Source organism: Stenotrophomonas sp. 62841_Sma, from assembly GCF_056482945.1.
Map to the genome: position 1 here is coordinate 2,096,959 of NZ_CM151224.1, position 24,415 is coordinate 2,121,373.

General features: G+C 68.2%; 25 protein-coding genes. 23 read left to right on the top strand and 2 right to left on the bottom strand.

Annotation, left to right across the window (positions count from 1 at the left end; all coding sequences use genetic code 11):
- The first annotated feature begins 32 nt into the window (after positions 1 to 32).
- Positions 33 to 1,085, top strand: a complete 1,053-nt coding sequence (locus ACZK5G_RS09860; RefSeq protein ID WP_032127421.1) for a linear amide C-N hydrolase — start codon at positions 33 to 35, stop codon at positions 1,083 to 1,085.
- Here the strand turns inward: ACZK5G_RS09860 and ACZK5G_RS09865 are convergent.
- Positions 1,082 to 1,861 carry a DUF6491 family protein gene (locus tag ACZK5G_RS09865; protein WP_478466224.1) on the bottom strand — a complete coding sequence of 260 codons (780 nt, stop codon included), beginning with the start codon at positions 1,859 to 1,861 and terminating at the stop codon, positions 1,082 to 1,084. The genes ACZK5G_RS09860 and ACZK5G_RS09865 overlap by 4 nt on opposite strands.
- Before the next feature lie 81 nt (positions 1,862 to 1,942).
- Between ACZK5G_RS09865 and ACZK5G_RS09870 the strand changes: the two genes are divergently transcribed.
- From ACZK5G_RS09870 to thrC, 6 genes are all read left to right on the top strand, one after another.
- Positions 1,943 to 2,641 (top strand): helix-turn-helix domain-containing protein, encoded by a 699-nt coding sequence (locus tag ACZK5G_RS09870; protein ID WP_478466225.1) that lies wholly within the window; start codon positions 1,943 to 1,945, stop codon positions 2,639 to 2,641.
- Between the two features lie 159 nt (positions 2,642 to 2,800).
- Positions 2,801 to 3,751, top strand: coding sequence for a DMT family transporter (locus ACZK5G_RS09875; RefSeq protein WP_478466227.1), 951 nt, complete (start codon positions 2,801 to 2,803; stop codon positions 3,749 to 3,751).
- Positions 3,752 to 3,889: 138 nt separating this feature from the next.
- Complete coding sequence (locus tag ACZK5G_RS09880; RefSeq protein WP_005413160.1) at positions 3,890 to 4,024, top strand: hypothetical protein; 135 nt, start codon at positions 3,890 to 3,892, stop codon at positions 4,022 to 4,024.
- An 84-nt stretch (positions 4,025 to 4,108) separates the two neighbouring features.
- Positions 4,109 to 6,613 carry a bifunctional aspartate kinase/homoserine dehydrogenase I gene (gene thrA, locus ACZK5G_RS09885; RefSeq protein WP_478466229.1) on the top strand — a complete coding sequence of 835 codons (2,505 nt, stop codon included), beginning with the start codon at positions 4,109 to 4,111 and terminating at the stop codon, positions 6,611 to 6,613.
- Positions 6,610 to 7,524: a homoserine kinase gene (locus tag ACZK5G_RS09890; protein WP_478466230.1), complete on the top strand. Its 915-nt coding sequence runs from the start codon at positions 6,610 to 6,612 to the stop codon at positions 7,522 to 7,524. The genes thrA and ACZK5G_RS09890 overlap by 4 nt, the downstream gene beginning before the upstream one ends.
- Before the next feature lie 29 nt (positions 7,525 to 7,553).
- Complete coding sequence (gene thrC, locus ACZK5G_RS09895) at positions 7,554 to 8,840, top strand: threonine synthase (protein WP_478466232.1); 1,287 nt, start codon at positions 7,554 to 7,556, stop codon at positions 8,838 to 8,840.
- 101 nt (positions 8,841 to 8,941) lie between these two features.
- On the opposite strand, the gene ACZK5G_RS09900 is transcribed toward thrC, so the two are convergent.
- A complete protein-coding gene (locus tag ACZK5G_RS09900) occupies positions 8,942 to 9,694 on the bottom strand; it encodes a Crp/Fnr family transcriptional regulator (protein ID WP_478466234.1) in 753 nt (250 codons plus the stop codon).
- A 127-nt stretch (positions 9,695 to 9,821) separates the two neighbouring features.
- On the opposite strand from ACZK5G_RS09900, the gene hisS reads away from it, so the two are divergent.
- The 16 genes from hisS to ACZK5G_RS09980 all read left to right on the top strand — a co-directional run bounded on the left by hisS (position 9,822) and on the right by ACZK5G_RS09980 (position 24,295).
- Entirely contained in the window at positions 9,822 to 11,219 is a 1,398-nt protein-coding gene (hisS, locus tag ACZK5G_RS09905) for a histidine--tRNA ligase (protein WP_478466236.1), read from the top strand.
- Positions 11,219 to 11,512 carry a hypothetical protein gene (locus tag ACZK5G_RS09910; protein ID WP_478466238.1) on the top strand — a complete coding sequence of 98 codons (294 nt, stop codon included), beginning with the start codon at positions 11,219 to 11,221 and terminating at the stop codon, positions 11,510 to 11,512. Before hisS ends, ACZK5G_RS09910 begins: the two co-directional genes overlap by 1 nt.
- 414 nt (positions 11,513 to 11,926) lie before the next feature.
- Positions 11,927 to 12,235: a YerC/YecD family TrpR-related protein gene (locus ACZK5G_RS09915; protein ID WP_180844071.1), complete on the top strand. Its 309-nt coding sequence runs from the start codon at positions 11,927 to 11,929 to the stop codon at positions 12,233 to 12,235.
- Positions 12,236 to 12,269: 34 nt separating this feature from the next.
- Positions 12,270 to 13,181 carry an ATP phosphoribosyltransferase gene (hisG, locus tag ACZK5G_RS09920; protein WP_010482592.1) on the top strand — a complete coding sequence of 304 codons (912 nt, stop codon included), beginning with the start codon at positions 12,270 to 12,272 and terminating at the stop codon, positions 13,179 to 13,181.
- Positions 13,178 to 14,473: a histidinol dehydrogenase gene (gene hisD / locus ACZK5G_RS09925; RefSeq protein ID WP_478466240.1), complete on the top strand. Its 1,296-nt coding sequence runs from the start codon at positions 13,178 to 13,180 to the stop codon at positions 14,471 to 14,473. Before hisG ends, hisD begins: the two co-directional genes overlap by 4 nt.
- Entirely contained in the window at positions 14,470 to 15,564 is a 1,095-nt protein-coding gene (hisC, locus tag ACZK5G_RS09930) for a histidinol-phosphate transaminase (protein WP_478466242.1), read from the top strand. The genes hisD and hisC overlap by 4 nt, the downstream gene beginning before the upstream one ends.
- On the top strand, positions 15,561 to 16,634 hold the full coding sequence (hisB, locus tag ACZK5G_RS09935; protein ID WP_478466243.1) for a bifunctional histidinol-phosphatase/imidazoleglycerol-phosphate dehydratase HisB: 1,074 nt from the start codon (positions 15,561 to 15,563) through the stop codon (positions 16,632 to 16,634). The genes hisC and hisB overlap by 4 nt, the downstream gene beginning before the upstream one ends.
- Complete coding sequence (gene hisH / locus ACZK5G_RS09940; protein ID WP_008268504.1) at positions 16,631 to 17,233, top strand: imidazole glycerol phosphate synthase subunit HisH; 603 nt, start codon at positions 16,631 to 16,633, stop codon at positions 17,231 to 17,233. The genes hisB and hisH overlap by 4 nt, the downstream gene beginning before the upstream one ends.
- A complete protein-coding gene (gene hisA, locus ACZK5G_RS09945; RefSeq protein ID WP_201118987.1) occupies positions 17,230 to 17,964 on the top strand; it encodes a 1-(5-phosphoribosyl)-5-[(5-phosphoribosylamino)methylideneamino]imidazole-4-carboxamide isomerase in 735 nt (244 codons plus the stop codon). The genes hisH and hisA overlap by 4 nt, the downstream gene beginning before the upstream one ends.
- Positions 17,958 to 18,734, top strand: a complete 777-nt coding sequence (hisF, locus tag ACZK5G_RS09950) for an imidazole glycerol phosphate synthase subunit HisF (RefSeq protein ID WP_005409431.1) — start codon at positions 17,958 to 17,960, stop codon at positions 18,732 to 18,734. The genes hisA and hisF overlap by 7 nt, the downstream gene beginning before the upstream one ends.
- On the top strand, positions 18,724 to 19,344 hold the full coding sequence (gene hisIE, locus ACZK5G_RS09955) for a bifunctional phosphoribosyl-AMP cyclohydrolase/phosphoribosyl-ATP diphosphatase HisIE (protein ID WP_478466245.1): 621 nt from the start codon (positions 18,724 to 18,726) through the stop codon (positions 19,342 to 19,344). Before hisF ends, hisIE begins: the two co-directional genes overlap by 11 nt.
- A 154-nt stretch (positions 19,345 to 19,498) precedes the next feature.
- A complete protein-coding gene (locus ACZK5G_RS09960; protein ID WP_478466247.1) occupies positions 19,499 to 21,088 on the top strand; it encodes a calcineurin-like phosphoesterase C-terminal domain-containing protein in 1,590 nt (529 codons plus the stop codon).
- A 37-nt stretch (positions 21,089 to 21,125) separates the two neighbouring features.
- Complete coding sequence (locus ACZK5G_RS09965) at positions 21,126 to 21,410, top strand: hypothetical protein (protein WP_005409434.1); 285 nt, start codon at positions 21,126 to 21,128, stop codon at positions 21,408 to 21,410.
- Positions 21,411 to 21,494: 84 nt separating this feature from the next.
- Positions 21,495 to 22,517, top strand: coding sequence for a glucokinase (locus ACZK5G_RS09970; protein WP_478466248.1), 1,023 nt, complete (start codon positions 21,495 to 21,497; stop codon positions 22,515 to 22,517).
- A gap of 51 nt (positions 22,518 to 22,568) precedes the next feature.
- Entirely contained in the window at positions 22,569 to 23,567 is a 999-nt protein-coding gene (locus ACZK5G_RS09975; RefSeq protein WP_049398505.1) for a glycosylasparaginase, read from the top strand.
- Positions 23,564 to 24,295 carry a copper homeostasis protein CutC gene (locus ACZK5G_RS09980; RefSeq protein WP_478466250.1) on the top strand — a complete coding sequence of 244 codons (732 nt, stop codon included), beginning with the start codon at positions 23,564 to 23,566 and terminating at the stop codon, positions 24,293 to 24,295. The genes ACZK5G_RS09975 and ACZK5G_RS09980 overlap by 4 nt, the downstream gene beginning before the upstream one ends.
- The last annotated feature ends 120 nt before the right edge of the window (positions 24,296 to 24,415 follow it).

The window sequence follows — 24,415 nt, forward strand, 5'->3', positions numbered from 1 at the left end:
TCGACGGACCACGGGGAAAGGAGCGTAACGACATGGCACGGATGAAGTGGAAGGGAAAGGCAATGCTGGCCATGGCGCTGGCATCTGCGATCACGCCGGCACTGGCCTGCACGCGTGCGGTGTATCGGGGCGACAACGGCGATGTGATCACTGCGCGCTCGATGGACTGGAAGGTCGATGTGGCGACCAACCTCTACGTGTTGCCGCGTGGCATCGCACGCACCGGCCTGGCCGGTCCGAAATCGCTGGCCTGGACTGCGCGCTACGGCAGCGTGGTGGCCACCGGCTACGACGTGTCGACCACCGATGGCATGAACGAGAAGGGGCTGGTGGCCAACCTGCTGTGGCTGGTGGAATCGGAGTATCCGCAGCAGCGTGGCAACAAGCCGGGACTGGCGATCTCGCTGTGGGCGCAGTATGTGCTGGACAATTTCGCCACCGTGGACGAGGCGGTCGCGGCGCTCAAGCGTGAGCCGTACTCGATCGTCACCGACAAGGTGCCGGGCGAAGACCGCCAGGCGACGCTGCACTTGTCGCTGTCCGATGCCACCGGCGACAGCGCCATCGTCGAGTACATCGGCGGTCGCCAGGTGATTCACCATGACCGGCGCTATCAGGTGATGACCAACTCGCCGATCTTCGAGCAGCAGCTGGCCCTCAACAGTTACTGGCAGCAGATCGGTGGCACGGTGATGCTGCCGGGCACCAACCGCTCCGCCGATCGTTTCGCGCGCGCCTCGTTCTACATCAACGCCATACCCAAGGCCGAAGATCCGGTGGAGGCCCTGGCCAGTGTGTTCAGCGTGATCCGCAATGCGTCGGTGCCGTATGGCATCACCACGCCGGGTGAGCCGAACATCTCATCCACGCGCTGGCGCACGGTGGCTGATCACAAGCGGCGGCTGTACTTCTTCGAGTCGGCGTTGACCCCGAACACCTTCTGGGTCGATCTGAACAAGGTCGATTTCGGCGGCCAGGTGCTCAAGCTCGATCTTGGCAAGGACCAGCGCAATACCTTTGCCGGCGATGCACTGGGCCAGTTCGTGCCCAGCGCACCGTTCACCTTCCTCGGCGTCGACGGTTAGTTCGACGCCTGGCTGGAGGCCGGGTAGACCGCCTGGATCGCGCAGCTGCCGCGGGTGTACTGCGGCAGCGGGGCGATGCTTTCACCGCGCAGATCGTCTGTCTCGAACTCGGCAGTCATGATCCGATCGCCGGGATTGCCACAGATCAGGCCGTTCTGCAGGCCCGAGTGGAAGCTCAGCTGCGGCGCACGGTCGAGCTGGCGGCAGTGGCTGCCGAGTTCGACCCGGTAGTAGCGGTGGCCGCCATTGCGGCGCGGATTGGTCTCCACCAGCACGCCCTGCGGGTCGGATGACCAGGCACGCACGTTGCGGGTGGCAAAGCAGTACGACGGTGAGCCGCCGAAGCTGCGGCGGATTTCCCTGCGCTCGCGGATGGTCACGGCGGGCAGGGTAGCCGTGCGCAGGCGGTCGCTGTCGCGGGCGACGCTGGCGTAGTCGCGATCCTGCAGCGGGGTGACCGCGGTGATGCCGCAGTGGCGGCCGTCGACCACGACGCGTTCGCTGGGACGACCACAGGCCCAGCCGGCAGGTGCTTCCAGCTTCAGCGAGGTAGCGCCACGGACGCCGGGGCAATCCTCGCTGAAGTCGATGCGATAGGCCTGTCCGGAGGCGGCGCGCAGTGCGATCGAGCGCGGTGATGCCTGCTCCACTTCCTGCACGCCGACCGCGTCCATGCAGTGCGGGGCCGGGGGCGTACGCTCCTGTGCGGAGACCGAAGCTGCGAGCACCAGGCCGAGGCTGCTGGCGAGCACCAGTGACACCTGCCGATGGGTCATGTCCTGCACTCCCTGCGTTGGATGACGGATCGACTATAGCAGCGGTTTGCACGGCCGTTGTTACACGCGCACACTGCGCGGATGGGCGCCATCTTCCACCTGCGGCACTACGGCCAGGCCACCGGCCTGGACCGCCATGACTACGCGCAGTGGGTGCTGCCGCTGCAGGGCGAACTGCACTTCGAGATGGAAGGCCGCGGCGGTCGCCTCGACCTGCTGCAGGGGGTTTTCGTCGCGGCCGGCGAAGCGCATGACCAGATGGCCGACGGCCCGAACGGTTTCGTGATCGTCGATTGTCCTCCCGGCGTGCTTGATGACGGCACGCAGGAGCATCTGTGCCGGCAGCGCTGGCTGCACCTGCCGCATGCGCTGCGACAACGCCTGGCGTGCGTGCAGGACGGGCAGCCGATGCCGGCCCTGCTGCCGCAGCTGCTGCAGGTGTTTGCACCGGCCGGCAGTGGCGCGCGCATGCAGGGACTGTGTGCGGCAGTGCAGGCCGATCCGGGCCAGGCGTGGCCGGTGGCGCGCATGGCCGCGTCTGTCGGGGTCAGCGAGAGCCGGTTGCACGCGCTGTTCCAGCGTGAGTTCGGGCTCAGCCCGCAGGCATGGCTCAGTACATGCCGGTTGCGCTGGGCCAAGCACCAGCTGCGCACCAGCACGGCGCCGATCAGTGATATCGCGCTGGCCGCAGGCTATTCCGAGCAGAGCGCACTGACCCGCGCGCTGCGCCGTGAGTGTGGGCAGACCCCCGCCGCGTGGCGCAGGAACGCCGGACTGTAGCGTCGAGCCATGCTCGACGGCTTCTGCACCGGCCACCTCGCGAACGGCAGTCGAGCATGGCTCGACGCTACAAAGGCGGGAGGGCAGTAGCCTCGGTCAAGAGCGCCCAGCGGCCAGCGCTTACACTGCGCGGCCTGTTCTCTCCCCCGAAGAACCCGAATGCGCAACAACCCGATGGCCCTGGGCATCGCCAATGGCGTTGCCGCTGGCGCACTGTGGGGCGTGGTTTTCCTCGCGCCCGCCGTACTGCAGTCGTTCAATGCCCTGCAACTGTCCGCCGGTCGCTATCTGGTCTACGGCCTGATCGCCGTAGCCCTGCTGCTGCCACGCTGGAAGCGGTTGGCGCCACGGCTCGGCCGCGCCGAGTGGATCGGCCTGCTGTGGCTGAGCCTGGCCGGGAACCTGGTGTATTTCCTGCTGCTGGCGACGGCGGTGCAGTGGGCCGGCGGTGCGGCGGCGTCCTTGATCGTCGGCTTGATTCCGGTAGTGGTGACCCTGGTCGGTGTGCGCGAGCAGGGCGCTGTACCGCTGAAGCAGCTGCTGCCGGCACTGGGGCTGTGCGTGCTGGGCGTGGCACTGGTTGGCTGGGAAGCACTGATGTCCGAGCATCTGGCAACCCCGTGGCGGCAGCGCCTGATCGGCCTGCTGTGCGCATTCGGCGCGCTGTTCTCGTGGGCGTTGTACTCGATCGGCAACAGCCGCTGGCTGGCGCGCCGACCGGACCTGTCCAGCCACGACTGGTCGCTGCTGACGGGCGTCACCACCGGCGGCCTGGCTCTGCTGTTGGTGCCGATGGCCTTCATCGGCCACGCCGGCGGGCACACGGCGACGCAGTGGAGTGGTTTCTGGGCGATCAGTGCGGGTGTAGCGGTGGTCGCCTCGATCCTTGGCAATGCGTTCTGGAACCGTGCCAGCCGCCTGCTGCCGTTGACCCTGACCGGGCAGATGATCGTGTTCGAAACCCTGTTCGCGCTGCTGTATGCCTTTGCCTGGCAGCGGCGGTGGCCCTCGCTGCTGGAAGCGCTGGCGATCGTGTTCCTGGTGGCCGGCGTGATGCTGTGCGCGCATGCGCATCGCACGCCACGGGCGATCGCCGAACATGCCGGCTGAATGCGGCCGTCAAGCGTACTGATGGCCGCTTGGTCTCAGATGCAACCAAATGCCGGCACGTTGGCCGATGATCGCGGCAACGATTTTTTGCATCGCAGCACTTGACAGCGGCCCGGCGCACGGTGTTTTCTGTGCGTCATGGTTCTTGATGCCGCCCACGCCAGCCTGATCGCCCCCGCCACCGCGGGCCGTTCGACTGCGCCGGTCGCCACCACCACCATTACCACCACCACCGTCACCACTGCCCTGGTGCGGCCCGTCGTCTTCGTGTAACTCCCGAAAACCACGGCCCCGCACCATCCAGGTGGCGGGGAAACTCGACACCTGCATGCGACGGGGCCTCCTACCGAGGTCTGCATGTCTTCCCACGCCCCCGCCCATCCCGTTGCCCCGGCCGATCTGGCTGCGCCGTCCACTGTCGTGCACAAGTTCGGCGGCACCTCGGTGGCCGATGCCGAACGCTATCGCCATGTTGCCGGCCTGCTGCTGGCCCGCCCCGAATCGCTGCAGGTCACTGTCGTCTCCGCGATGAAGGGGGTCACCGACGCGTTGATCGAACTGGCGCAGCTGGCCGCCAAGGGCGATGAAGGCTGGCGCGAGGCCTGGCATGCGCTGCGCGCGCGCCACCGTGGCGCCGCTGTGGCGCTGCTGGGCGAGCAGGTGGGCGAGACCGTCGAATGGATCGACGCCCGCTTCGATCAACTGGCCGACGTGCTGGCGGCGTTGGCGGTGATCGGCGAGCTGCCACGCGAAGTACTCGACCGCGTGCAGGGCCTGGGTGAAGTGTTTTCCGCGCAGCTGCTCGGCACGCACCTGCAGGCGCTGGGCGCAGACTGTGCAGTGCTGGATGCGCGCGACGTACTGGTGGTGGGGCATGGCGAACTGGGCGTGGATGTCGACTGGGAAGCCAGTGCCGACCGCCTCGCCAAGTGGCGCCTGCAGCATCCGCAGCCACGCCTGGTCGCCACCGGCTTCGTCGCCCGTGACCGTCATGACCGCATCACCACGCTCGGCCGCAACGGCAGCGATTACTCCGGCGCGATCTTCGCCGCGCTGTTCAACGCCGATGAACTGCACATCTGGACCGATGTCGACGGCGTGCTGTCGGCCGACCCGCGGCTGGTGCCCGAGGCGGTGCAGCTGGAGTCGCTGAGCTACGACGAGGCCTGCGAGCTGGCTTATTTCGGCGCCAAGGTGGTGCACCCGCAGACGATGTCGCCGGCGATCCGCCTTGGCCTGCCGATCTTCATCCGCAATACGTTCCAGCCGGCGCATCCGGGGAAGCGCATCAGTGCCGAGCGCTCGCCGCGTGGGCCGGTGAAGGGCCTGACCCTGAGCCCCGGCTTGGCCCTGCTGAACCTGGAAGGCACCGGTCTGATCGGCGTGCCGGGTACGGCAGAGCGCGTGTTCGCCGCCCTGCGCCAGGCGCAGGTGTCGGTGGTGATGATCTCGCAGGGGTCGTCGGAACATTCGATCTGCTGTGTGGTGCGTGCTGCTGAAGCCGGCCGTGGCCGCGAAGCGCTGCTGCATGCGTTCGCGCATGAGCTGTCGGTGGGCCAGGTGCAGCGCGTGCAGGTCAGCGAAGGCTTCAGCGTGCTGGCCGCGGTCGGTGACGGCATGGCCGGCCAGCCCGGTGTGGCCGCACGTCTGTTCGAGGCGCTGGGCCGTGCGCAGGTGAACATCCTGGCGATCGCGCAGGGCTCGTCCGAACGCAACATTTCGGTGGCGGTGGACAGTGCCGATGCCACCCGTGCCTTGCGCGCTGCACATGCCGGCTTCTGGCTGTCGCCGCAGACCTTTGCGGTCGGTGTGATCGGGCCGGGCAACGTCGGTGCCGCACTGCTGGACCAGTTGCTTGCCGCACGCCCGCAGCTGCTGGCCAAGGCCAATGTGGATCTGCGCCTGCGCGCGCTGGCCTCGCGTTCGCGCATGCGCCTGGAAGTGGATGGCCTGCACGCCGACTGGCGGGAGGCCTTGCAGGAAGCAGGTGAGTCCAGCGATCTGGATCGTTTCACCGAGCACCTGCTGGCCGCCCACCTGCCGCATGCGGTGGTGATCGACTGCAGTGGCAGTGCTGAGGTGGCCGAGCGTTATGAGGGCTGGCTGGCGGCCGGCATCCATGTGGTCACCCCCAACAAACAGGCCGGTGCCGGGCCGCTGCCGCGTTACCAGCGCATCCGTGCTGCAGCGGCGGCCAGTGGCGCGCGCTTCCGCTACGAGGCCACGGTCGGCGCAGGCCTGCCGGTGATCACCACGCTGCGCGATCTGGTCGATACCGGTGACGAGGTGCTGGCGATTGAAGGCATCTTCTCCGGCACGCTGGCCTGGCTGTTCAACCGTTTCGATGGCAGCCAGCCGTTCTCGCAGTTGGTCGCGCAGGCGCGGTCGATGGGCTACACCGAGCCGGACCCGCGCGATGATCTTTCAGGCGTGGATGTGGCGCGCAAGCTGGTGATCCTCGCCCGTGAAGCCGGCCACGCGCTCAGCCTTGAGCAGGTTGAAGTGGAAAGCCTTGTGCCGGCGCTGCTGCGCGAGGGCAGCGTGGATGACTTCATGGCGCGGCTGGGCGAGTCCGACGCCAGCCTGCTGCAACGCCTGCAGGATGCGCGGGCGCGGGGGGCGGTGCTGCGCTATGTGGCACGGCTGGGTGCCGACGGCGCCTCGGTCGGCCTGCAGGAACTGCCGGCCGATCATGCCTTCGCCAACCTGCGGCTGACCGACAACGTGGTCCAGTTCCGTACCCGCCGTTACTGCGACAACCCGCTGGTGGTGCAGGGGCCGGGCGCCGGCCCGGAAGTCACCGCGGCCGGTGTGTTTGCCGACCTGCTGCGGGTCGCGGCCGGTGAAGGAGCGCGCCTGTGATCGCACGTGCGTTCGCGCCTGCCTCGGTGGCCAACGTGGCGGTGGGCTTCGATATTCTCGGCCATGCCATTGCCGGCATTGGCGATACCGTGAGCGTGCGCCGCATCGATGAGCCCGTGGTGCGCATCGATGCGATCCGCGGCAGTGCCATTGAGTTGCCGCTGGATGCGGCTGGAAACACTGCGGGTGCAGCGTTGATGTCGCTGCGCGCAGGGCTGGGCCTGGACTTCGGTTTCGTGGTGGAGATCGACAAGGGCATTCCGTTCGGTTCCGGCATGGGCGGTTCGGCAGCGTCGAGTGTTGCGGCGCTGGTCGCCGCCAACGCGCTGCTGGATGTGCCGCTGTCGCGCGAGGCGTTGTATCCGTTTGCGCTGGATGGCGAGGCGGTGGCCAGTGGTGGCCGCCACGGTGACAACGTGGGGCCGCTGCTGCTGGGTGGTCTTGCGCTGTGCACGGCCGATCGGCTGCTGCCGATTCCAGTGCCGGCTACCTGGCACAGCCTGTTGGTGCATCCGCACGCGGTGCTGGAAACGCGCCGCGCACGCCAGGCGCTGCAGGGCAGCTATGCGCTGGGCGAGTTCGTGGCGCAGAGCGCGAACCTCGCGCTGGTGCTCAGCGGTTGCCATCGTAGTGATGCGGCGCTGGTGCGGGCTGGATTGCGCGATGTGCTGGTCGAACCACGGCGGGCCGGCCTGATTGCAGGTTTCGAAGCAGCCCGCGATGCGGCGCTGTCGGCCCATGCAATGGGTGCGGGCATCTCCGGTGCCGGACCCAGCGTGTTCGCCTGGTTCGAGGATGCCGACCAGGCCCGCACCGCTGCCGCACCGGTGCAGGCGGCATTTGCCGCCGCCGGTTTCGACAGCGATGCCTGGGTGTCGCCGCTGGATGCACCGGGAGCCCGCTTGTGCTGAATCCTTCCCCTTTACTGGATACCGAACCCATGCAATTTGTTTCGACCCGCGGCCAGTCTCCGGCCGTTGGCCTCAGCGCGGCGATTGCCGCCGGATTGGCGCCTGATGGTGGGCTGTACGTTCCGCAGATGCTGCCGGCGCCACGTGAGCTGCAGGCCGGCGCGACGCTGGCCGATACCGCCGCCGATCTGCTGATGCCGTTCTTTGCTGGCGACGCGCTGGAGTCTGCACTGCCATCGATCTGCCGCGAGGCGTTCGACTTTCCGGTACCGCTGCGCCCGCTGGGCGACGGTGACCATGTGCTGGAGCTGTTCCATGGGCCAACGGCGGCGTTCAAGGATATCGGCGCGCGCTTCCTGGCCGGTACGCTGTCGCAGTTGCAGGCCGGCAAGGACCGCGATCTGACGATTGTCGTCGCCACCTCCGGCGACACGGGGGCTGCGGTGGCAGCGGCCTTCCATCGCCAGCCGGGCGTGCGCGTGGTGGTGCTGTATCCGGATGGCCGCGTATCTCCGCGCCAGGCGCATCAGCTCGGTTGTTTCGGCGACAACATCCAGGCCCTGCGTGTGGCGGGTGCGTTCGACGATTGCCAGGCGATGGTCAAGCAGGCACTGGCTGACCGCGAACTGCAGGCGCAGGTGCCGTTGAGCTCGGCCAACAGCATCAGCCTGGGCCGACTGCTACCGCAGATGAGCTATTACGCGCATGCGGCGTTGAGCCACTACGCGGCGCATCGTCGCCGGCTCAATCTGGTGGTGCCGACCGGCAACCTGGGCAATGCGATGGCGGCCGTGCTGGCGCGCGCGCTGGGCGTGCCGATCGGGCAGATCGTGCTGGCCACCAATGCCAATGCGGTGCTGCCGGCGTACTTCAATGGCGGCGAGTACCAGCCGCAGGCCAGTGTGGCGACGGTGGCCAATGCAATGGACGTGGGTGCGCCGAGCAACTTCGAGCGACTGCGCTGGCTCTACCACGGCGACGACGCGGAACTGCGTGCTGCGTTCCGTGCGTTCGCGGTGGATGACGTGACCATCCGCGCGACGATTGCGGCAGCGCATGCCAGCCGCGGCGAGCTGTTCTGCCCGCATGCCGCGACGGCGGTGAAGGTGCTGCAGGACCTGCGTGCGCGCGGTGCCAAGGGCGACTGGGCAGTGGTGGCCACGGCGCACCCGGCCAAGTTCGAGGCCGTGGTCGAGCCGCTGATCGGCGAAACGGTGGCGGTGCCGCCTGCGCTGGATGCGTTGCTGCAGCGGCCGGCGCACGCCGAGCCATTGGCGGCCGATTACGCGGCGTTGCGTGAGGTACTGCTGCGCTGATCGGAGAGGGACGCGGTTGCCGGCCAGCGGCCGGCACTACCAGGGAAATGCATTCGGGTAGTGCAGGCCGCTGGCCGGCAACCCCACGGACCGCGATGCGGTCAGATCAATCCTTCACCGGCCAACGTGCGCAGCCCGTCCTCGTCGAGGATCTCCACCACGTTCAGGTGGGGCAGGGCGATCAGCCCCTGCTGGCGCAGCTTGGTGAAGGTACGGCTGACCGTTTCCATGGTCAGGCCCAGATGGTCGGCGATATCGCCGCGGCCCATCGGCAGCGATACGCGCAGGCCGTCGCCGCCCAGCTTGGCCTCGCGCGCGGCCAGGCGCAGCAGGAAATCGGCCAGCTTCTCGGCCGGCTGCAGGCGCGCCAGTGCCAGCGCGGCATCCTGTGCGGCATCCAGCTCCTGGCAGGCGCGCTGCAGCAGCTTGCGCTCCAGGTGCGGGAAACGGCTGCGCAGGGCCTTCATCTGTGGCAGCGCGACGCGGCAGACGCGGCTGTCGGCAATGGCCTCGATGTCGTAGCGATGGTGGTCGCTGCCACTCAGGCCCAGGTAGTCGCCCGGCAGCACGAAGCCGTTGATCTGGCGGCGGCCGTCGGCCAGGGTGCGCACCAGGCGCAGTGCGCCGCCGGTCAATGTATAGACATGCTGGCGTTCCTCGCCGGTGCGGGCCAGGGTGCTGCCCATCGTCACCTGCTGCGAAACGGTGACCTGCTCCAGCGCCTGCACTTCATCGGGCGACAGCGCCGAGCACACCGCAAGGTGGCGAACCGAGCAGTGCAGGCAGTCCAGCGTGGCGCAGGACGGCGAGGCGGGATCGTTGGTGGCGGGCGGAGCGCCGGAAGGCCGTGACATGTTGCGGTGGGCGTATCGCGGGCGGGGAGGGCCTTATGATACTTCAAGCGGCCGTTCGACCCTGCCCGTGGCGGGGGCGCTAGAATGTCGCCCCCTCCCACGTCCCGTTCCAGCAGGAGTTCCGCCCGTGATCAAGCCCCGTACCCCGCCCGGCACCCTTGAACTGCTGCCGCGCGAGCAGATTGCGTTCCAGCGCATGCTGGACGTCATCCGCCGCAACTACGAGCGCTTCGGGTTCCTGCCGGTGGAGACGCCGGTGTTCGAGCTGTCCGACGTGCTGCTGACCAAGTCCGGTGGCGAGACCGAGCGCCAGGTGTACTTCGTGCAGTCCACCGGCGCGCTGGCGAACGCGGCCGAATCGGGTGACCGCTCGCTGCCGGAAATGGCGCTGCGCTTCGACCTGACCGTGCCGCTGGCACGCTACGTGGCCGAGCACGAACACGAACTGACCTTCCCGTTCCGCCGTTACCAGATGCAGCGCGTCTACCGCGGCGAGCGAGCCCAGCGCGGTCGTTTCCGCGAGTTCTACCAGTGCGACATCGATGTGATCGGCAAGGACAGCCTGAGCGTGCGTTACGACGCCGAAGTGCTGGCGGTCATCCATGCGGTGTTCTCGGAGCTGCGCATCGGTGATTTCAGCATCCAGCTGAACAACCGCAATCTGCTGCGTGGTTACTTCGAGAGCCTGGGCGTGGCCGAAGGCGAACGCCAGCTGGCGGTGCTGCGCGAAGTGGACAAGCTGGACAAGCGCGGCGCCGACTACGTGCGCGAGACGCTGGTTGGCGAGGGCTTCGGGATTCCGGCCGAACAGGTCGAGAAGATCCTGGCCTTCGTCGCCGTGCGTTCGAAGGGCCACGACGATGCGCTGGCGCAGCTGGCCGCGCTGGAAGCGGCGGCGGAATCGTCGGAAACCCTGCGTGCCGGCGTGGCCGAACTGCGCGAAGTGCTGCAGCTGGTGCAGGCGCTGGGCGTGCCGGAGACCGCGTACTGCCTGAACTTCTCCATCGCGCGCGGCCTGGATTACTACACCGGTACCGTGTACGAGACCACGCTGACCGACCACCCGCAGATCGGCTCGATCTGCTCGGGCGGCCGCTACGAAGACCTGGCCAGCCACTACAGCAAGTCGAAGCTGCCGGGCGTCGGTATCTCCATCGGCCTGTCGCGCCTGTTCTGGCAGCTGCGCGAGGCCGGCCTGATCGACGGCATCGAAGCCAGCAGCGTGCAGGCGCTGGTGGCGCTGATGGACGAGCAGGGCATGCCGCAGTCGCTGGACATTGCGCGCCGCCTGCGTGCCGGTGGCATCAACACCGAAGTGCAGATGGAGCCGAAGAAGATCGGCAAGCAGTTCCAGTATGCGGCCAAGGCCGGCATCCGCTTCGTGGTGCTGGCGGGTGAGGATGAGCTGGCGCGCGGCGTGGTGGCAGTGAAGGACCTGCTGCGCGAACAGCAGTTCGAAGTCTCCCGCGACGAGCTGGCCAGCACCCTGCAGGTGGAGCTGGAGCAGTCCAAGGCAATGGCGTGATGCGGGCCGCCGCAGGGGCGCTGTGCGTGCTCCTGCTGGCGGGCTGCCAGAGCGACCCGGCGCTGCACAGCACGCGGATCGGTCTGGACCAGTACCGGTTGCAGGTTGATCGTTGCCATGTGATCGACAGAGCGCAGCTGGAGAGTGACCTGCAGGCTTTGGCCTCGCAGAAGTGCACGGCAGGTGCGGGGGCGTTGGAAAACATCCAGTCCCTGCCGAGCCGGCAGGGCAGCCTGTTCGGCGAATGCCTGCGGCGCGGCGCGCTGCAGGCCGAGGTGCGCTGTCTGCCCTGAGTCGGGCCAGGTTGTTGATTTGAAAGCAGAACGCCCGCCCCTTGGTGGGCGTTTTGCGTTTGTGGGGAGGAGCAGTCGAGCATGGCTCGACTCTACAAAAGCCGGTTCCGATCAGTTTCCCAGCGAGATCCAGCAGATCGCGGCCAACTGTCGAAGGCGGGGTGGGTCCGGTTGAGGGGGCGTGAGCCGCATGGATGCGGCGACCGAGCTTACATGGACGTACTTGCAGCGCCCCCCTCAACCGGATCCATCCCGCCAACCCTCGGGAAACCAGCTTTTGCCGTTGCTCTGGCTCTTGCCTCTGCGGGTGCAGGGCAGCAGCCCTGCCGCCCCCTCAACCCTCGATTTGACGCACTGCGCAAGAATGCGCTAATGTACTAACGCGCTAGTACATTGATGCATGGAAACGACCCCGTGAAAGCCCGCCCCGAGATTGCCGCCAAAGACCCGAAGGCCGACCTGGAAGCCTTGGCCCAAGCCTTTGCCGCCCTGCGCGAGCCGGAACAGGTCGAAGCCTTCCTGCGTGATCTGTGCACCCCGGCCGAGCTGGAAGCCATGGCTGACCGCTGGAAGGTGGTGCCGCTGCTGCAGCAGGGCGTGCCGTACCGCGAGATTCACGAGCGCACCGGCGTCAGCGTGACCACCACCGGACGGGTGGCACGCACGCTCGAGCATGGCCATCAAGGCTATGCCGCCGCCATCGACCGCCTTGCTTCGCGCTGATCCGCGCCCCGTTCCGAACTTCGAGACATCCCCCATGAGTGCAACCCAGGCAGCGCCGGCACGAGACCGGCTGCGTATCGCCATCCAGAAGAGTGGCCGGCTGGCCGAACCCGCCCGCAACCTGCTCAGCGCCTGCGGCCTGAGCTGGCGCGAGAGCCGCGACAAGCTGTTCTGCTACGGCGAATCGCTGCCGGTGGACCTGCTGCTGGTGCGCGACGACGACATCCCCGGCCTGATCGCCGACGGCGTCTGCGACCTCGGCATCGTCGGCCGCAACGAGCTGGACGAACAGGCCGCGGCACGCCGTCAGATCGGCCTGCCGGACGCCTACCAGGCGCTGCGCGGGCTGGGCTTCGGCCAGTGCCGGCTGATGCTGGCGGTGCCCGAGGAATGGCAGTGGCAGGGTCCGGCGCAGCTGGCCGGCACCCGCATCGCCACCAGCTACCCGGCCATCCTCAAGCAGTGGCTGGCCGAGCAGGGCGTGGACGCACAGGTGGTCGAGCTGTCCGGTTCGGTGGAAATCGCCCCGCGCCTGGGCACCGCCGACCTGATCTGCGATCTGGTCTCCAGCGGCGCCACCCTGCGCGCCAACCAGCTGACCCCGGTGCACAACCTGCTGGACAGCGAGGCGGTGCTGGCCGGCGCGGTGCGCGTGCCGGATGATGCACGTGCATCGCTGCGCGCGATGCTGCTGCGCCGCCTCGACGGCGTGGTTCAGCGACAGGACCGCAAGCTGCTGATGTTCCGTGCCAGCGAGGACCGCGTCGACGCGCTGGCGCAGCTGCTGGCCGATGCCGAGCCGCTGGTGCGGTTGCCGGCCGATGGCGGCGCGCTGCGCCTGCAGACCATGTGCCCCGGCCCGTTGAGCTGGCAGCGCATGGAGGAACTCGAGCGTGCGGGTGCGCAGGGCCTGATGGTACTGAGCGTGGAGCGGTCGCTGGCATGAACCGTCTGATCTGGTCCCGACTTGATGAGGCCGCGCGCAGCGCGGCATTGACCCGCCCGGTGCAGACCGTGGCGCAGCAGACCCGCGATGCCGTGGCCGCGCTGATCGCGCAGGTACGCACGCAGGGTGACGACGCGCTGCGTGCGATTACTGCGCGTTTCGATGGTGTCGAGCTGGCTTCGTTTGAAGTTTCCGAAGCCGAGTTTGCCGCTGCCGAAGCCGCCGTGCCCGCCGAACTGCGACAGGCGATGGTCGAAGCCGCCGAACGCATCGCGCGCTTCCACGCCGCGGGCATGGGCAAAGCCTATGCAGTTGAAACCGCGCCGGGCGTGGTCTGCGAGCGCATGCTGCGTCCGATCGGCCGGGTGGGCCTGTACGTACCGGCCGGCAGCGCGCCGCTGCCGTCCACCGCGCTGATGCTGGGTGTTCCGGCGCAGCTGGCCGGCTGCCCGCAGGTGGTGCTGTGCACGCCACCGCGCGCCGATGGCAGCGCCGATCCGGCGGTGCTGGTAGCCGCGCGCCTGACCGGCGTGCAGCGCGTGTTCAAGCTGGGTGGTGCGCAGGCGATCGCCGCGATGGCCTATGGCACGGCCAGCATTCCGGCTTGTGACAAGCTGTTTGGGCCCGGCAACAGCTTCGTCACCGAAGCCAAGCAGCAGGTCGCACAGGATGGCGCCGCCGCCATCGATATGCCGGCTGGTCCCTCCGAAGTACTGGTGATCGCCGATGCCGGCGCCAATCCGGCGTTCGTTGCCGCCGACCTGCTGTCGCAGGCCGAGCACGGTCCGGATTCGCAGGTACTGCTGCTGACCGACGCCCCCGCGATGCTGGCGGCGGTCGAGGCAGAGGTGGAGCGCCAGGTGGCCCTGCTGCCGCGCCAGCAGATCGCGCGACAGGCGTTGTCGGCGTCGCGTCTGATCCAGGTCGATTCGCTGGACGAGGCCTTCGCGATCAGCAACTGCTATGCGCCCGAACACCTGATCCTGGCGTTGCGCGAACCGCGCGACTGGCTGGACCAGGTGCAGGCTGCCGGCTCGGTGTTCCTCGGCGATTACACGCCCGAAGCGCTGGGCGACTACTGCAGCGGCACCAATCACGTGCTGCCCACCGCCGGTGCCGCGCGTGCCTACAGCGGTGTCAGCGTGGCCAGCTTCCAGAACCTGATCAGCGTGCAGAGCGCCAGCGCTGCTGGACTGGCGGCAATCGGCGGCTGTGCGCGCATCATCGCCAGCGCCGAGGGCCTGGATGCGCATGAGCGTGCGGTTGCGCTTCGCATGGAGGCGGCGGCATGAACGCGAATATCGATGATGTGCTGGCGCTGGTGCGCCCGGATCTGCAGGCCTTCGCCGGCTACAGCTCGGCGCGCAGCGCGGCGGTGCAGGGCGAGGTCTGGTTGAACGCCAACGAGTCGGCCTGGGCCAATCCGGCTGATGCGGCGGGCAACAGCCGGCGCTATCCGGAACCGCAGCCGCTGGCGTTGCGCGAGGGCCTGGCGGCGCTGTACGGCGTGACGCCGCCGCAGCTGCTGATCGGCCGTGGCAGCGACGAAGCCATTGATCTGCTGGTGCGTGCCCTGTGCGTGCCGGGTCGCGATGGCGTGCTGGTCACGCCGCCAGTGTTCGGCATGTACGCGGTCTGTGCGCGCCTGCAGGGCGCCGCACTGATTGAAGTGCCCCTGGTGGATACCGAAGACGGCCTGCGTGCCGATCTGGATGCTGTGATCGATACCGCCAAGGCGCGCAACGCCAAGCTGGTCTTCCTGTGCGCACCGTCCAACCCGGCCGGCAGTGACATCGCCCTGGACGAGATCGAGCGCGTCGCCACTGCTCTGCGTGGGCAGGCCCTGGTGGTGGTGGACGAGGCCTATGTCGAGTATGCGCAGCGCCCGTCGGCGACCACGTTGCTGGCCGCGCACGCCAATCTGGCGGTGCTGCGCACGCTGTCGAAGGCGCATGCCTTGGCGGCTGCACGCATCGGCACCCTGATCGCCGCGCCGGAACTGATTGCCGTACTGCGCCGCTGCCAGGCGCCGTATCCTGTGCCGACCCCGTGCGCCGAGCTGGCCGTGCAGGCGCTGCAGCCGGCCGCACTGGCACGTACCGCCGAGCGCGTGGCCACGGTCATCGCCGAGCGCGAACGCCTGTTCGCTGCGCTGCCGGGCCTGTCTGGCGTTCGTCGCGTGTACCGCTCGGCCGGCAACTACCTGCTGGTCCGCTTCGCTGATGCGCAGGCAGCGTTCGACACCTTGCTGGATGCCGGTGTGGTGGTGCGCGACCAGCGCGCCGCGCCGCAGCTGGGTGATGCGCTGCGTATCAGCATCGGCAACCCCGAAGAGAATGACCGCGTGCTTGCGGCCCTGTCGGCGCGGAGGGCCGCAGCATGACCCCGATCCTGTTCATCGACCGCGACGGCACCCTCATCGAGGAGCCGTCCGATTTCCAGATCGACGCCTACGAGAAGCTGCGCTTCGTGCCGCAGGTGATCCCGGCGCTGCTGAAGCTGCGGGATGCCGGCTACCAGTTCGTGATCGTCACCAATCAGGATGGCCTCGGCAGCGACAGCTACCCGCGCGCCAGCTTCGATGGCCCCAACGACCTGATGCTGCAGATCTTAGAAAGCCAGGGCATCACCTTCCGTGACGTGCTGATCGACTGCAGCTGGCCGCAGGACAACGCGCCGACCCGTAAGCCGGGCATCGGCTTGATGACAGGCTACCTGCAGGACCGCAGCATCGACTGGGCGCGTTCGGGCATGGTTGGTGACCGCATCACCGACCTGCAGTTCGCCGACAACCTCAACATCCGTGGCTTCCAGCTGCGCACCGAACAGTTCGGTGGCGAGTGGGACTGGCCGGGCATCGCCCACGCACTGGCCGACGCGCCACGCACCGCGGTGGTCCAGCGCAACACCAAGGAGACGAAGATCCGCGTTGAACTGGATCTGGACCGTGCCGGTGATGCGCGCATCGCCACCGGACTGCCGTTCTTCGACCACATGCTGGAACAGATCGGCAAGCACGGCGGGTTCGCGCTGGACATCCAGGCCGAGGGCGACCTGCACATCGACGAGCACCACACCATTGAGGACACCGGGCTGGCGTTGGGTCAGGCCCTGCGCGAGGCGCTGGGCGACAAGCGCGGCATCGGCCGCTACGGCTTCACCCTGCCGATGGACGAGACCCTGGCCAGCGCTGCGCTGGATTTCAGCGGCCGCCCCTATTTCGTGTTCGAGGGCGAGTTCAAGCGTGAGCGCGTGGGCGATATGCCGACCGAGCTGGTGCCGCACTTCTTCCGTTCGCTGTGCGACGCCAGCGGCCTGAACCTCAACCTGCAGGTGCGCGGCGACAACGACCACCACAAGGTCGAGGCCTGCTTCAAGGCACTGGCGCGCGCGCTGCGCCCGGCATTGGCCCGCCAGGGCACGGCACTGCCGAGCACCAAGGGGGCGCTGTGAGCGACGTTGCGCTGATCGACGCCGGCGGTGCCAACCTGGGCTCGGTGCGCTACGCATTGGAGCGCCTGGGCGCGACGGTGCGGCTGGTGCGCGATGCGGACGGTCTGGTCGGTGCGCAGCGGGTGATCCTGCCCGGCGTCGGCGCCGCTGGTCCCGGCATGCAGCGCCTGCATGCGCAGGGCCTGGTGGAACCGCTGCAGCGACTGGAGGTGCCGCTGATGGGCATCTGCCTGGGCATGCAATTGCTGTTCGAACGCTCCGAGGAGGCCGGCGTCGAGACACTGGGATTGATTCCGGGCGTGGTGCGCAAGCTGGTACCGGCCTGCGGCATCCGTGTGCCGCACATGGGCTGGAACCGCCTGCTCCCGCTGCGCGAATCGCTGCTGCTGCAAGGCGTGCCGGAGCGCGCCAGCGCCTACTTCGTGCACAGCTATGCGGCGCCACTCAATACCCACACTGTTGCTGCCTGCGACCACGGTGGCCTGTTCACTGCGGTGGTGGAGCAGGGGCGTTACTACGGCGCACAGTTCCACCCCGAGCGCTCCGGTGAGACCGGTTCGCTGATGCTGCGCAACTTCCTCGAGGGCACTGCTGCATGAGTTTCATCGTCTACCCCGCGCTGGATATCCGCGACGGCCGCGTGGTGCGGCTGCGCCAGGGTGACTACGCGCAGGAAACCTCGTATGGCGACGATCCGCTGCCGCGTGCACAGGCCTTCGCTGCGCGGGGCGCGCAGTGGTTGCATCTGGTCGACCTGGACGCTGCGCGTGCCGGTGGCTACACCCTTGCGCCGCTGCTGGCGTCGATCCGTGCGCAGACGCCGCTGCAGGTGCAGACCGGCGGTGGCGTGCGCGGCCGCGACGACGTGGCGCGCATCCTCGATGCCGGCGCCGGCCGCGTGGTGGTGGGTTCGCTGGCAGTACGCCACCCCGACGAAGTGGTCGGCTGGCTGCAAGAGTTCGGTGCCGAGCGCATCACCATCGCGCTGGATGCCCGCCAGGATGCCCAGGGCCAATGGCAGTTGCCGGTGCACGGCTGGACCGAGAACGCCGGCGTGACCCTGGATGACCTGGCCCTGCGTTATGCGCGTGCCGGCATGCGCCACCTGCTGTGCACCGACATCGCCCGCGATGGCATGCTGGCCGGGCCCAACATCAGCCTCTACCAGCACCTGTCGGCGCTGCTGCCGGGCGTGGCTGTGCAGGCCTCCGGTGGCATCCGTGACGTGGCCGATGTGGCCGAGGCGCGTGCTGCCGGCTGCGGCGGTGCCATCCTCGGCAAGGCGCTGCTGGAGCAGCGCATGGACCTGGCGGAGGCGCTGGCATGTTGAGCCGTCGCATCATTCCGTGCCTGGACGTGCGCGACGGCCGCGTGGTCAAGGGTGTGCGCTTCCGCGACCACGTCGACATGGGCGACATCGCCGAACTGGCCCAGCGGTATCGCGACCAGGGGGCGGACGAGCTGGTGTTCTATGACATCGGCGCCAGCCCCGAGGCGCGTTCAGTCGACGTCGCCTGGATCGAGCGCATCGCACGCCTGATCGATATTCCGTTCTGCGTGGCCGGTGGCATCGACAGCGTGGAAACCGCGCGCCGCGTGCTGTTCGCCGGTGCCGACAAGGTGTCGATCAACTCGCCTGCGCTGGGCCGCCCGGAGCTGATCACCGAGTTGGCAGACGAGTTTGGCGTGCAATGCGTGGTGGTCGGTGTCGATTCGGTTCGCGAGGCGGATGGCCAGTGGCGGGTGCGCCGCTTCAGTGGCGACCCGGACAAGACCCAGGCGGTGCCGCTGCGCACGCTGGACTGGATTGTCGAAGCACAACGACGTGGCGCTGGCGAGATCGTGCTGAACTGCATGGACAGCGATGGCGTACGCCGTGGCTACGATGTCGTGCAGCTGCAGCAGGCGCGGGCCCTGTGCCAGGTGCCGCTGATCGCCTCCGGCGGTGCCGGTGCGATGGAGCACTTCGCCGAGGCCTTCGACCAGGCCGATGTCGACGGCGCGTTGGCGGCCAGTGTGTTCCACAGCGGCGCCATCGCCATTCCAGAATTGAAGCGCTACCTGCGCGGACAGCAGATCGAGGTGCGGGATGTCTATTGAAGTGAAGCCGTCGCTGGATGCGCTGCAGGCGCTGGACTGGGGCAAGGGCGACGGCCTGCTGCCGGCGGTGGTGCAGGATGCCGACACCCTGCAGGTGCTGATGCTGGGCTATGTCAGTGCCGATTCGCTGGCGGCCACGCTGGCCATCGGTCACATGACCTTCTTCAGCCGCAGCAAGCAGCGGTTGTGGACCAAGGGCGAGCAGTCCGGCAACGTGCTGGTGGTGCAGTCGATCAGTGTCGACTGCGATGCCGACACGCTGCTGGTGATGGCGCGCCCGGCCGGGCCGACCTGCCACACCGGCGCCGAGAGCTGTTTCGACGGGGCACCGAAGGATTTCCTGGGCGGGCTGGGCCAGCTGTTGGCGATGCGCGAGGCGCAGCGCCCACCAGGCAGCTACACCACCAGCCTGTTCGAGGGCGGCATCCGCCGCATCGCGCAGAAGGTGGGCGAGGAGGGCGTGGAGACCGCATTGGCCGCCGTGGCGCAGGATGACGAGGCGTTGCTGGGCGAGGCCTCGGACCTGCTGTATCACCTGCTGGTGCTGCTGCGCGCGCGCGGGCTGTCGCTGGATGATGCGCGGGCGGTGCTGGAAAAGCGCCATCGTTGAAGAGCGGTAGTGCCGGCCGCTGGCCGGCAACCTCATGATCGTCGGGCATCGGCTGGTTGCCGGCCAGCGGCCGGCACTACCGGCAATGCGCCACAGCGTGCGCGATGTCATCAACGGAATCTACAATAGGCGGTCTTTCTTTCCCGGACCGCCCATGAAACTGCCTGCCGCCTGGCTGTGCTGCCTGTTGCTGACCTCGCCGGCCTGGGCCGCGGATACCGTGGTCAGCGGCAAGGTCTATCTGGAGCGTGACGGCAAACCCGGGCGCGGTGCGACCGATCCGGGCCTGGCCGGGGTGCAGGTCTCCAACGGCGAGGCCATCGTCAAGACCGCCGCCGATGGCAGCTACAGCCTGCCAGTGCGCGACGGCCAGACCGTGTTCGTGATCAAGCCCGATGCGTATTCGTTCCCGAAGGCGGCCGATGGCCTGCCTTCGTTCTGGCGCCACTACCGCCCGAACGGTTCACCGGCACTGAAGTACGGTGGCATCGCCGCGACCAGCGACGTCACCCGCAACTGGGATTTCGCGCTGCAGTCGGATCGCCATGACAGCCGCCGTGGTTTCCAGATGCTGGTGTTCACCGATTCGCAGACCGCCAGCCTGAAGGACATCGGCTACTACCAGCAGTCGATCGTGGCGCCGCTGGTTGGCCAGACCAGGGCGCGCATGGGCACCACCCTGGGTGACATCGTCAACGACGACCTGACCCTGTACCCGGCGATCAACAAGGTCACCACCGCGCTTGGCGTGCCGTGGTTCCACGTGCCGGGCAACCACGACCTCGACTTCGATGCGGCCAGCGACGAACACTCGCTGGACAGCTGGCGCAACATCTACGGCCCGGACACCTACGCGGTGGAAGAGGGCGGCGCCAGCTTCGTGTTCCTGGACGACGTGGTGTACGACCCCAAGGCGAAGCCGAAGTACATCGGCGGCCTGCGCGAAGACCAGTTCGCTTTCCTCGCCAGCTACCTGAAGGGCATGCACAAGGATCGCCTGCTGGTGCTGGGCATGCACATCCCGCTGTTCGACGCGGCGCCGGGGCGCGAGACTTTCCGTCACGCCGACCGCCAGCGCCTGTTCGATCTGCTGAAGGACTTCCGCAACGTGCTGGTGCTCAGCGGCCACAGCCACACCCAGCAGCACGTCTACCACGGCAAGGCCGAGGGCTGGAACGGTGACAAGCCGCTGCACGAATACAACGTCGGTGCCAACTGCGGTGCGTTCTGGTCGGGCGTGAAGAATGCCGCCGGCGTGCCGGACAGTACCATGAGCGATGGCACACCGAAGGGTTATGCGCTGCTCGACGTGGCCGGCAACGGCAGCTACAAGCTGCAGTACCGCGTGGCCGGCCAGCCGGCCAGCGAGCAGATCGGCCTGCATGCACCCAAGGTGCTGCGCCAGGGCGCCTACCCGGCCTGGGGCATCTATGCCAACGTCTACATGGGCGAGGACGCGAGCGTGGTCGAGTACCGCGTGGATGGCGGCGCCTGGCAGCCTATGAAGCAGGTCAGCCAGCCCGATCCGCGCCTGATGGTGGAGAACGTGGCCGATGATCTGGCCAGCAGCCTGCGTGGCTACGACCGTTCGCCGGAGGCCACTGCATCGCCGCACCTGTGGCGCGGCGCGTTGCCGACCGATCTGGCCGTGGGCAGCCACAAGGTCGAGGTACGATCCACCCAGCCTGATGGTGCAGTGTTCACCGCCACCACCAGCTACAGCCTGCAGACTGCCCAGCCCTGATCCAAGGGCGTCGCTGCCCAACGCGAAAGGACCCCGCATGGATATCCGCTTCATGGCCGGCACTACGCCGGTGACCCTCAGCCGCCACTGGTTCACCGGCGCGATGCTGCTGCAGAGCGCTACCGAGAAGGTCTGGGTGCAACACCCGCTGCATCCGGGCACCCACTTCTCGTTCTCGCTGGTACAGTCGTGGCTGCGCCACATCGCCGGCCACGAAGTGCTGGTCGAGCGCACCCGGCCACTGCTGTTTGCCGGCTTCCGCCCGCAGCGCCTGCGCGTGCTGGTGGATGGTGTGCAGGTGGCCGAACAGGAAGGCATGTAGGCCAACCTGAACCATCGGCGTGCTAGGCAAAGCCGCCCCGATGCCTGAGAATCGGGGCGATTCAATCGATCCAAGCAGGCCAGCGTGACCATCGCAGCAGCGTCCCCGGTTTCCTCCGACTCCGCCCGCGGCGGTCTTCCGCGCCATCTGGTCGTTGCCGATGTCGGCGGCACCTTCGCCCGCCTGGCCTTGGCTGAGACCCAACCCGGCCACGCGCCGCTGCTGGGCAGCCATCGCACCTATGCCTGCGCCGAGCATCCCAGCCTGGCCGCGATCCTGGCCGATTTCACCGCAGGCCTTGGCCAGCCGGTGCAGACCGCGGTGGTCGCCATCGCCGGCCTGCTCGATGGCGATGTGCTGATCAACTCGAACCTGCCGTGGACAGTCTCGCTGTCGACCACGCGCGAACAGTCCGGCCTGCGCGAACTGCAGCTGATCAATGATTTCGAAGCGGTGGCGCTGGCCATCCCGTACCTGCAGCCGGAAACCCTGGTGCCGCTGAACGGCGACGCCGATCCAGCCCAGGCCTTCCCGGCGCTGGTGCTGGGTGCCGGTACCGGCCTGGGTGCCGCGCTGCGTTTCGCCGATGGCGAGCGCCCGGTGCTGGCCAGTGAGATCGGCCATGCCGCGCTCGGCGCCGGCAACGCGCTGGAACTGCAGGTGCTGGGCAAGTTGCTGCAGCGCTGGGCGCACGTGGACAACGAGCGAGTGCTGTCCGGCAGCGGCCTGATGAACCTGTATCCGTGCCTGTGCGAACTGCGCGATGTCACCCCGGTGTGGACCAGTACCGAGGCGTTGATCGGCGCGGCGCGCAGCGCCGAGGATGCACTGGCGGTGGAAACGCTGCAGGTGTTCTGTGCCTGGCTGGGCAGCCTGGCCGGCGACGCGGCGATCGCCGTCGGCGCGCGCTCGGTATACCTGGCCGGGGGCATTTCCGCGCATGTGCAGGATTTCCTGGCCGATGGCCGCTTCCGTGAGCGCTTCCTCAACAAGGGCGTGCTGACCGAGGTGCTGCGCCAGGTGCCGGTATGGCGGGTGGAGCACGGCCAGCTGGGCGTGCTCGGTGCAGCGGTCTGGCACGCAGCGCGGCAACCCACGCACGACTGATCGGCAGGGCCGGCATCGGGCCGGCCATGCATTGCAGACTGGGAGGGGAAGATGGTGGATCGCAGGCAGTTCCTGCAGGCCGGTGCCCTGGCCGCAGGCATGGCGGCATTGCCGGGCGTGCAGGCGCGCACGCAGGGTGGTGCCAGGGTGGTTTCGACCTGGGACTTCGGCGTGCCGGCCAACCAGGCCGCGTGGAAGGTGCTGGCGCAGGGCGGCAGCGCGCTGGATGCGGTGGAAGCCGGCGCACGCTGGGCCGAGAGCGAGCTGTGCAACCCCACCGTCGGCCATTGCGGCAACCCGGATCGCGACGGCGTGCTGAGCCTGGATGCGAGCATCATGGACGGCGATGGCCGTTGTGGTGCAGTGGCCGCGCTGGTCGACATCCTGCATCCGGTGTCGGTGGCCCGCAAAGTGATGGAGAACAGCCCGCACGTGCTGCTGGTGGGCGAGGGCGCGCAGCAGTTCGCGGTGCAGCAGGGTTTCGAGCGCAAGCACCTGCTGACGCCGCAGGCCGAAGCGGCCTGGCGCGAGTGGCTGAAGACCGAGAAGTACCAGCCGCAGATCAATGCCGAGCGCCGCGGTATTCCCGGCAACAGCGACAACCACGACACCATCGGCATGCTGGCACTGGATGCCAATGGCCATCTGGCCGGTGCCTGCACCACCAGCGGCATGGCGTGGAAACTGCACGGTCGCGTTGGCGACAGTCCGATCATCGGTGCCGGCCTGTACGTCGACAACGACGTGGGCGCGGCCACTGCTTCGGGCGTGGGTGAAGAGATGATCCGCAACGCCGCCTCGTTCCTGGTGGTCGAGCTGATGCGCCAGGGGCGCTCGCCGGCGCAGGCCTGCCGCGAAGCGATCGACCGCGTGGTGCGCAAGCGCCCGGAAGCGAGCAAGACACTGCAGGTCTGCTTCCTGGCCATGAACAAGCAGGGCGAGGTCGGCGCTTACGCGCTGCATCGCGGCTTTGTCTACGCGGTCTGCGATGGGCAGCGCCAGGATGACCTGCGCGACTCGCCATCGATCTACACGAGCACCCAGACGTGAGCACGCGGCTCACCCTGGAGATCGCCAGCAATTCGCTTGCATCGGCGCTGGCCGCGCAGGCCGGCGGTGCCGACCGCATCGAGCTGTTCGACAACCTGGCCGAAGGCGGCACCACACCGTCGTTCGCCAGCATTGCGATTGCCCGCGAACGCCTGTCGATTCCGCTGTGCGTGCTGGTGCGGCCGCGCCCGGGCGACTTCCACTACGACGGGCTGGAAGCCGAACTGATGCTGCGTGACATCGCGCAGTGCCGCGCACTGGGCTGCGATGGCGTGGTGATCGGCGCGCTGGATGTACAGGGTGGGATCGACGTGGCGCTGTGCCGCGAGCTGGTGCAGGCTGCCGGGCCGTTGCAGGTGACCTTCCATCGCGCCTTCGATGCCGCCCGCGATCTGCCCGCCGCGCTGGAGCAGGTGATCGGGCTGGGCTGCCAGCGCGTGCTGACCTCGGGCGGTCAGGTCAGTGCCGAGGCGGGTGCCGATGTGCTGGCAGGCCTCGTTACCCAGGCAGCAGGCCGCATTACGGTGATGGCTGGTGCCGGATTGGCACCGGGCAACATCGCTACCGTGGCAAGGCAGACCGGCTGCACCGAACTGCACGCCTCGGCCAAGGGGCTGCGGCGCTCGGCCATGCAGTTCCAGAACCAGGCTTTGCGAGGGCTGGACCCGGACTGGAGCCAGACCGCAACCGCCACCGTAGCCGCGCTGCGGCAGGCGCTGGACGCCTGATCGCAAGCCCCGGGTCGGATCCCTTCGCAGAAGGGCTCTGACCCCATCTGGATGCAGTCGGGTCAGAGCCCTTCCCTGAGGGGATCCGACCCCGTACGCCGGCCCGCCACGGACAAAATA

Bases quoted from the DNA above. Each gene is read 5' to 3' on its own strand.
- hisIE (WP_478466245.1), top strand. From the start codon at position 18,724: ATGTCTATTGAAGTGAAGCCGTCGCTGGATGCGCTGCAGGCGCTGGAC.
- hisC (WP_478466242.1), top strand. From the start codon at position 14,470: ATGAACGCGAATATCGATGATGTGCTGGCGCTGGTGCGCCCGGATCTG.
- ACZK5G_RS09960 (WP_478466247.1), top strand. From the start codon at position 19,499: ATGAAACTGCCTGCCGCCTGGCTGTGCTGCCTGTTGCTGACCTCGCCG.
- ACZK5G_RS09875 (WP_478466227.1), top strand. From the start codon at position 2,801: ATGCGCAACAACCCGATGGCCCTGGGCATCGCCAATGGCGTTGCCGCT.
- ACZK5G_RS09900 (WP_478466234.1), bottom strand. From the start codon at position 9,694: ATGTCACGGCCTTCCGGCGCTCCGCCCGCCACCAACGATCCCGCCTCG.
- ACZK5G_RS09860 (WP_032127421.1), top strand. From the start codon at position 33: ATGGCACGGATGAAGTGGAAGGGAAAGGCAATGCTGGCCATGGCGCTG.
- hisD (WP_478466240.1), top strand. From the start codon at position 13,178: ATGAACCGTCTGATCTGGTCCCGACTTGATGAGGCCGCGCGCAGCGCG.
- ACZK5G_RS09965 (WP_005409434.1), top strand. From the start codon at position 21,126: ATGGATATCCGCTTCATGGCCGGCACTACGCCGGTGACCCTCAGCCGC.
- ACZK5G_RS09870 (WP_478466225.1), top strand. From the start codon at position 1,943: ATGGGCGCCATCTTCCACCTGCGGCACTACGGCCAGGCCACCGGCCTG.
- ACZK5G_RS09865 (WP_478466224.1), bottom strand. From the start codon at position 1,861: ATGACCCATCGGCAGGTGTCACTGGTGCTCGCCAGCAGCCTCGGCCTG.
- hisG (WP_010482592.1), top strand. From the start codon at position 12,270: ATGAGTGCAACCCAGGCAGCGCCGGCACGAGACCGGCTGCGTATCGCC.
- ACZK5G_RS09880 (WP_005413160.1), top strand. From the start codon at position 3,890: ATGGTTCTTGATGCCGCCCACGCCAGCCTGATCGCCCCCGCCACCGCG.
- thrC (WP_478466232.1), top strand. From the start codon at position 7,554: ATGCAATTTGTTTCGACCCGCGGCCAGTCTCCGGCCGTTGGCCTCAGC.
- hisA (WP_201118987.1), top strand. From the start codon at position 17,230: ATGAGTTTCATCGTCTACCCCGCGCTGGATATCCGCGACGGCCGCGTG.
- hisB (WP_478466243.1), top strand. From the start codon at position 15,561: ATGACCCCGATCCTGTTCATCGACCGCGACGGCACCCTCATCGAGGAG.
- ACZK5G_RS09975 (WP_049398505.1), top strand. From the start codon at position 22,569: ATGGTGGATCGCAGGCAGTTCCTGCAGGCCGGTGCCCTGGCCGCAGGC.
- ACZK5G_RS09910 (WP_478466238.1), top strand. From the start codon at position 11,219: ATGCGGGCCGCCGCAGGGGCGCTGTGCGTGCTCCTGCTGGCGGGCTGC.
- hisF (WP_005409431.1), top strand. From the start codon at position 17,958: ATGTTGAGCCGTCGCATCATTCCGTGCCTGGACGTGCGCGACGGCCGC.
- thrA (WP_478466229.1), top strand. From the start codon at position 4,109: ATGTCTTCCCACGCCCCCGCCCATCCCGTTGCCCCGGCCGATCTGGCT.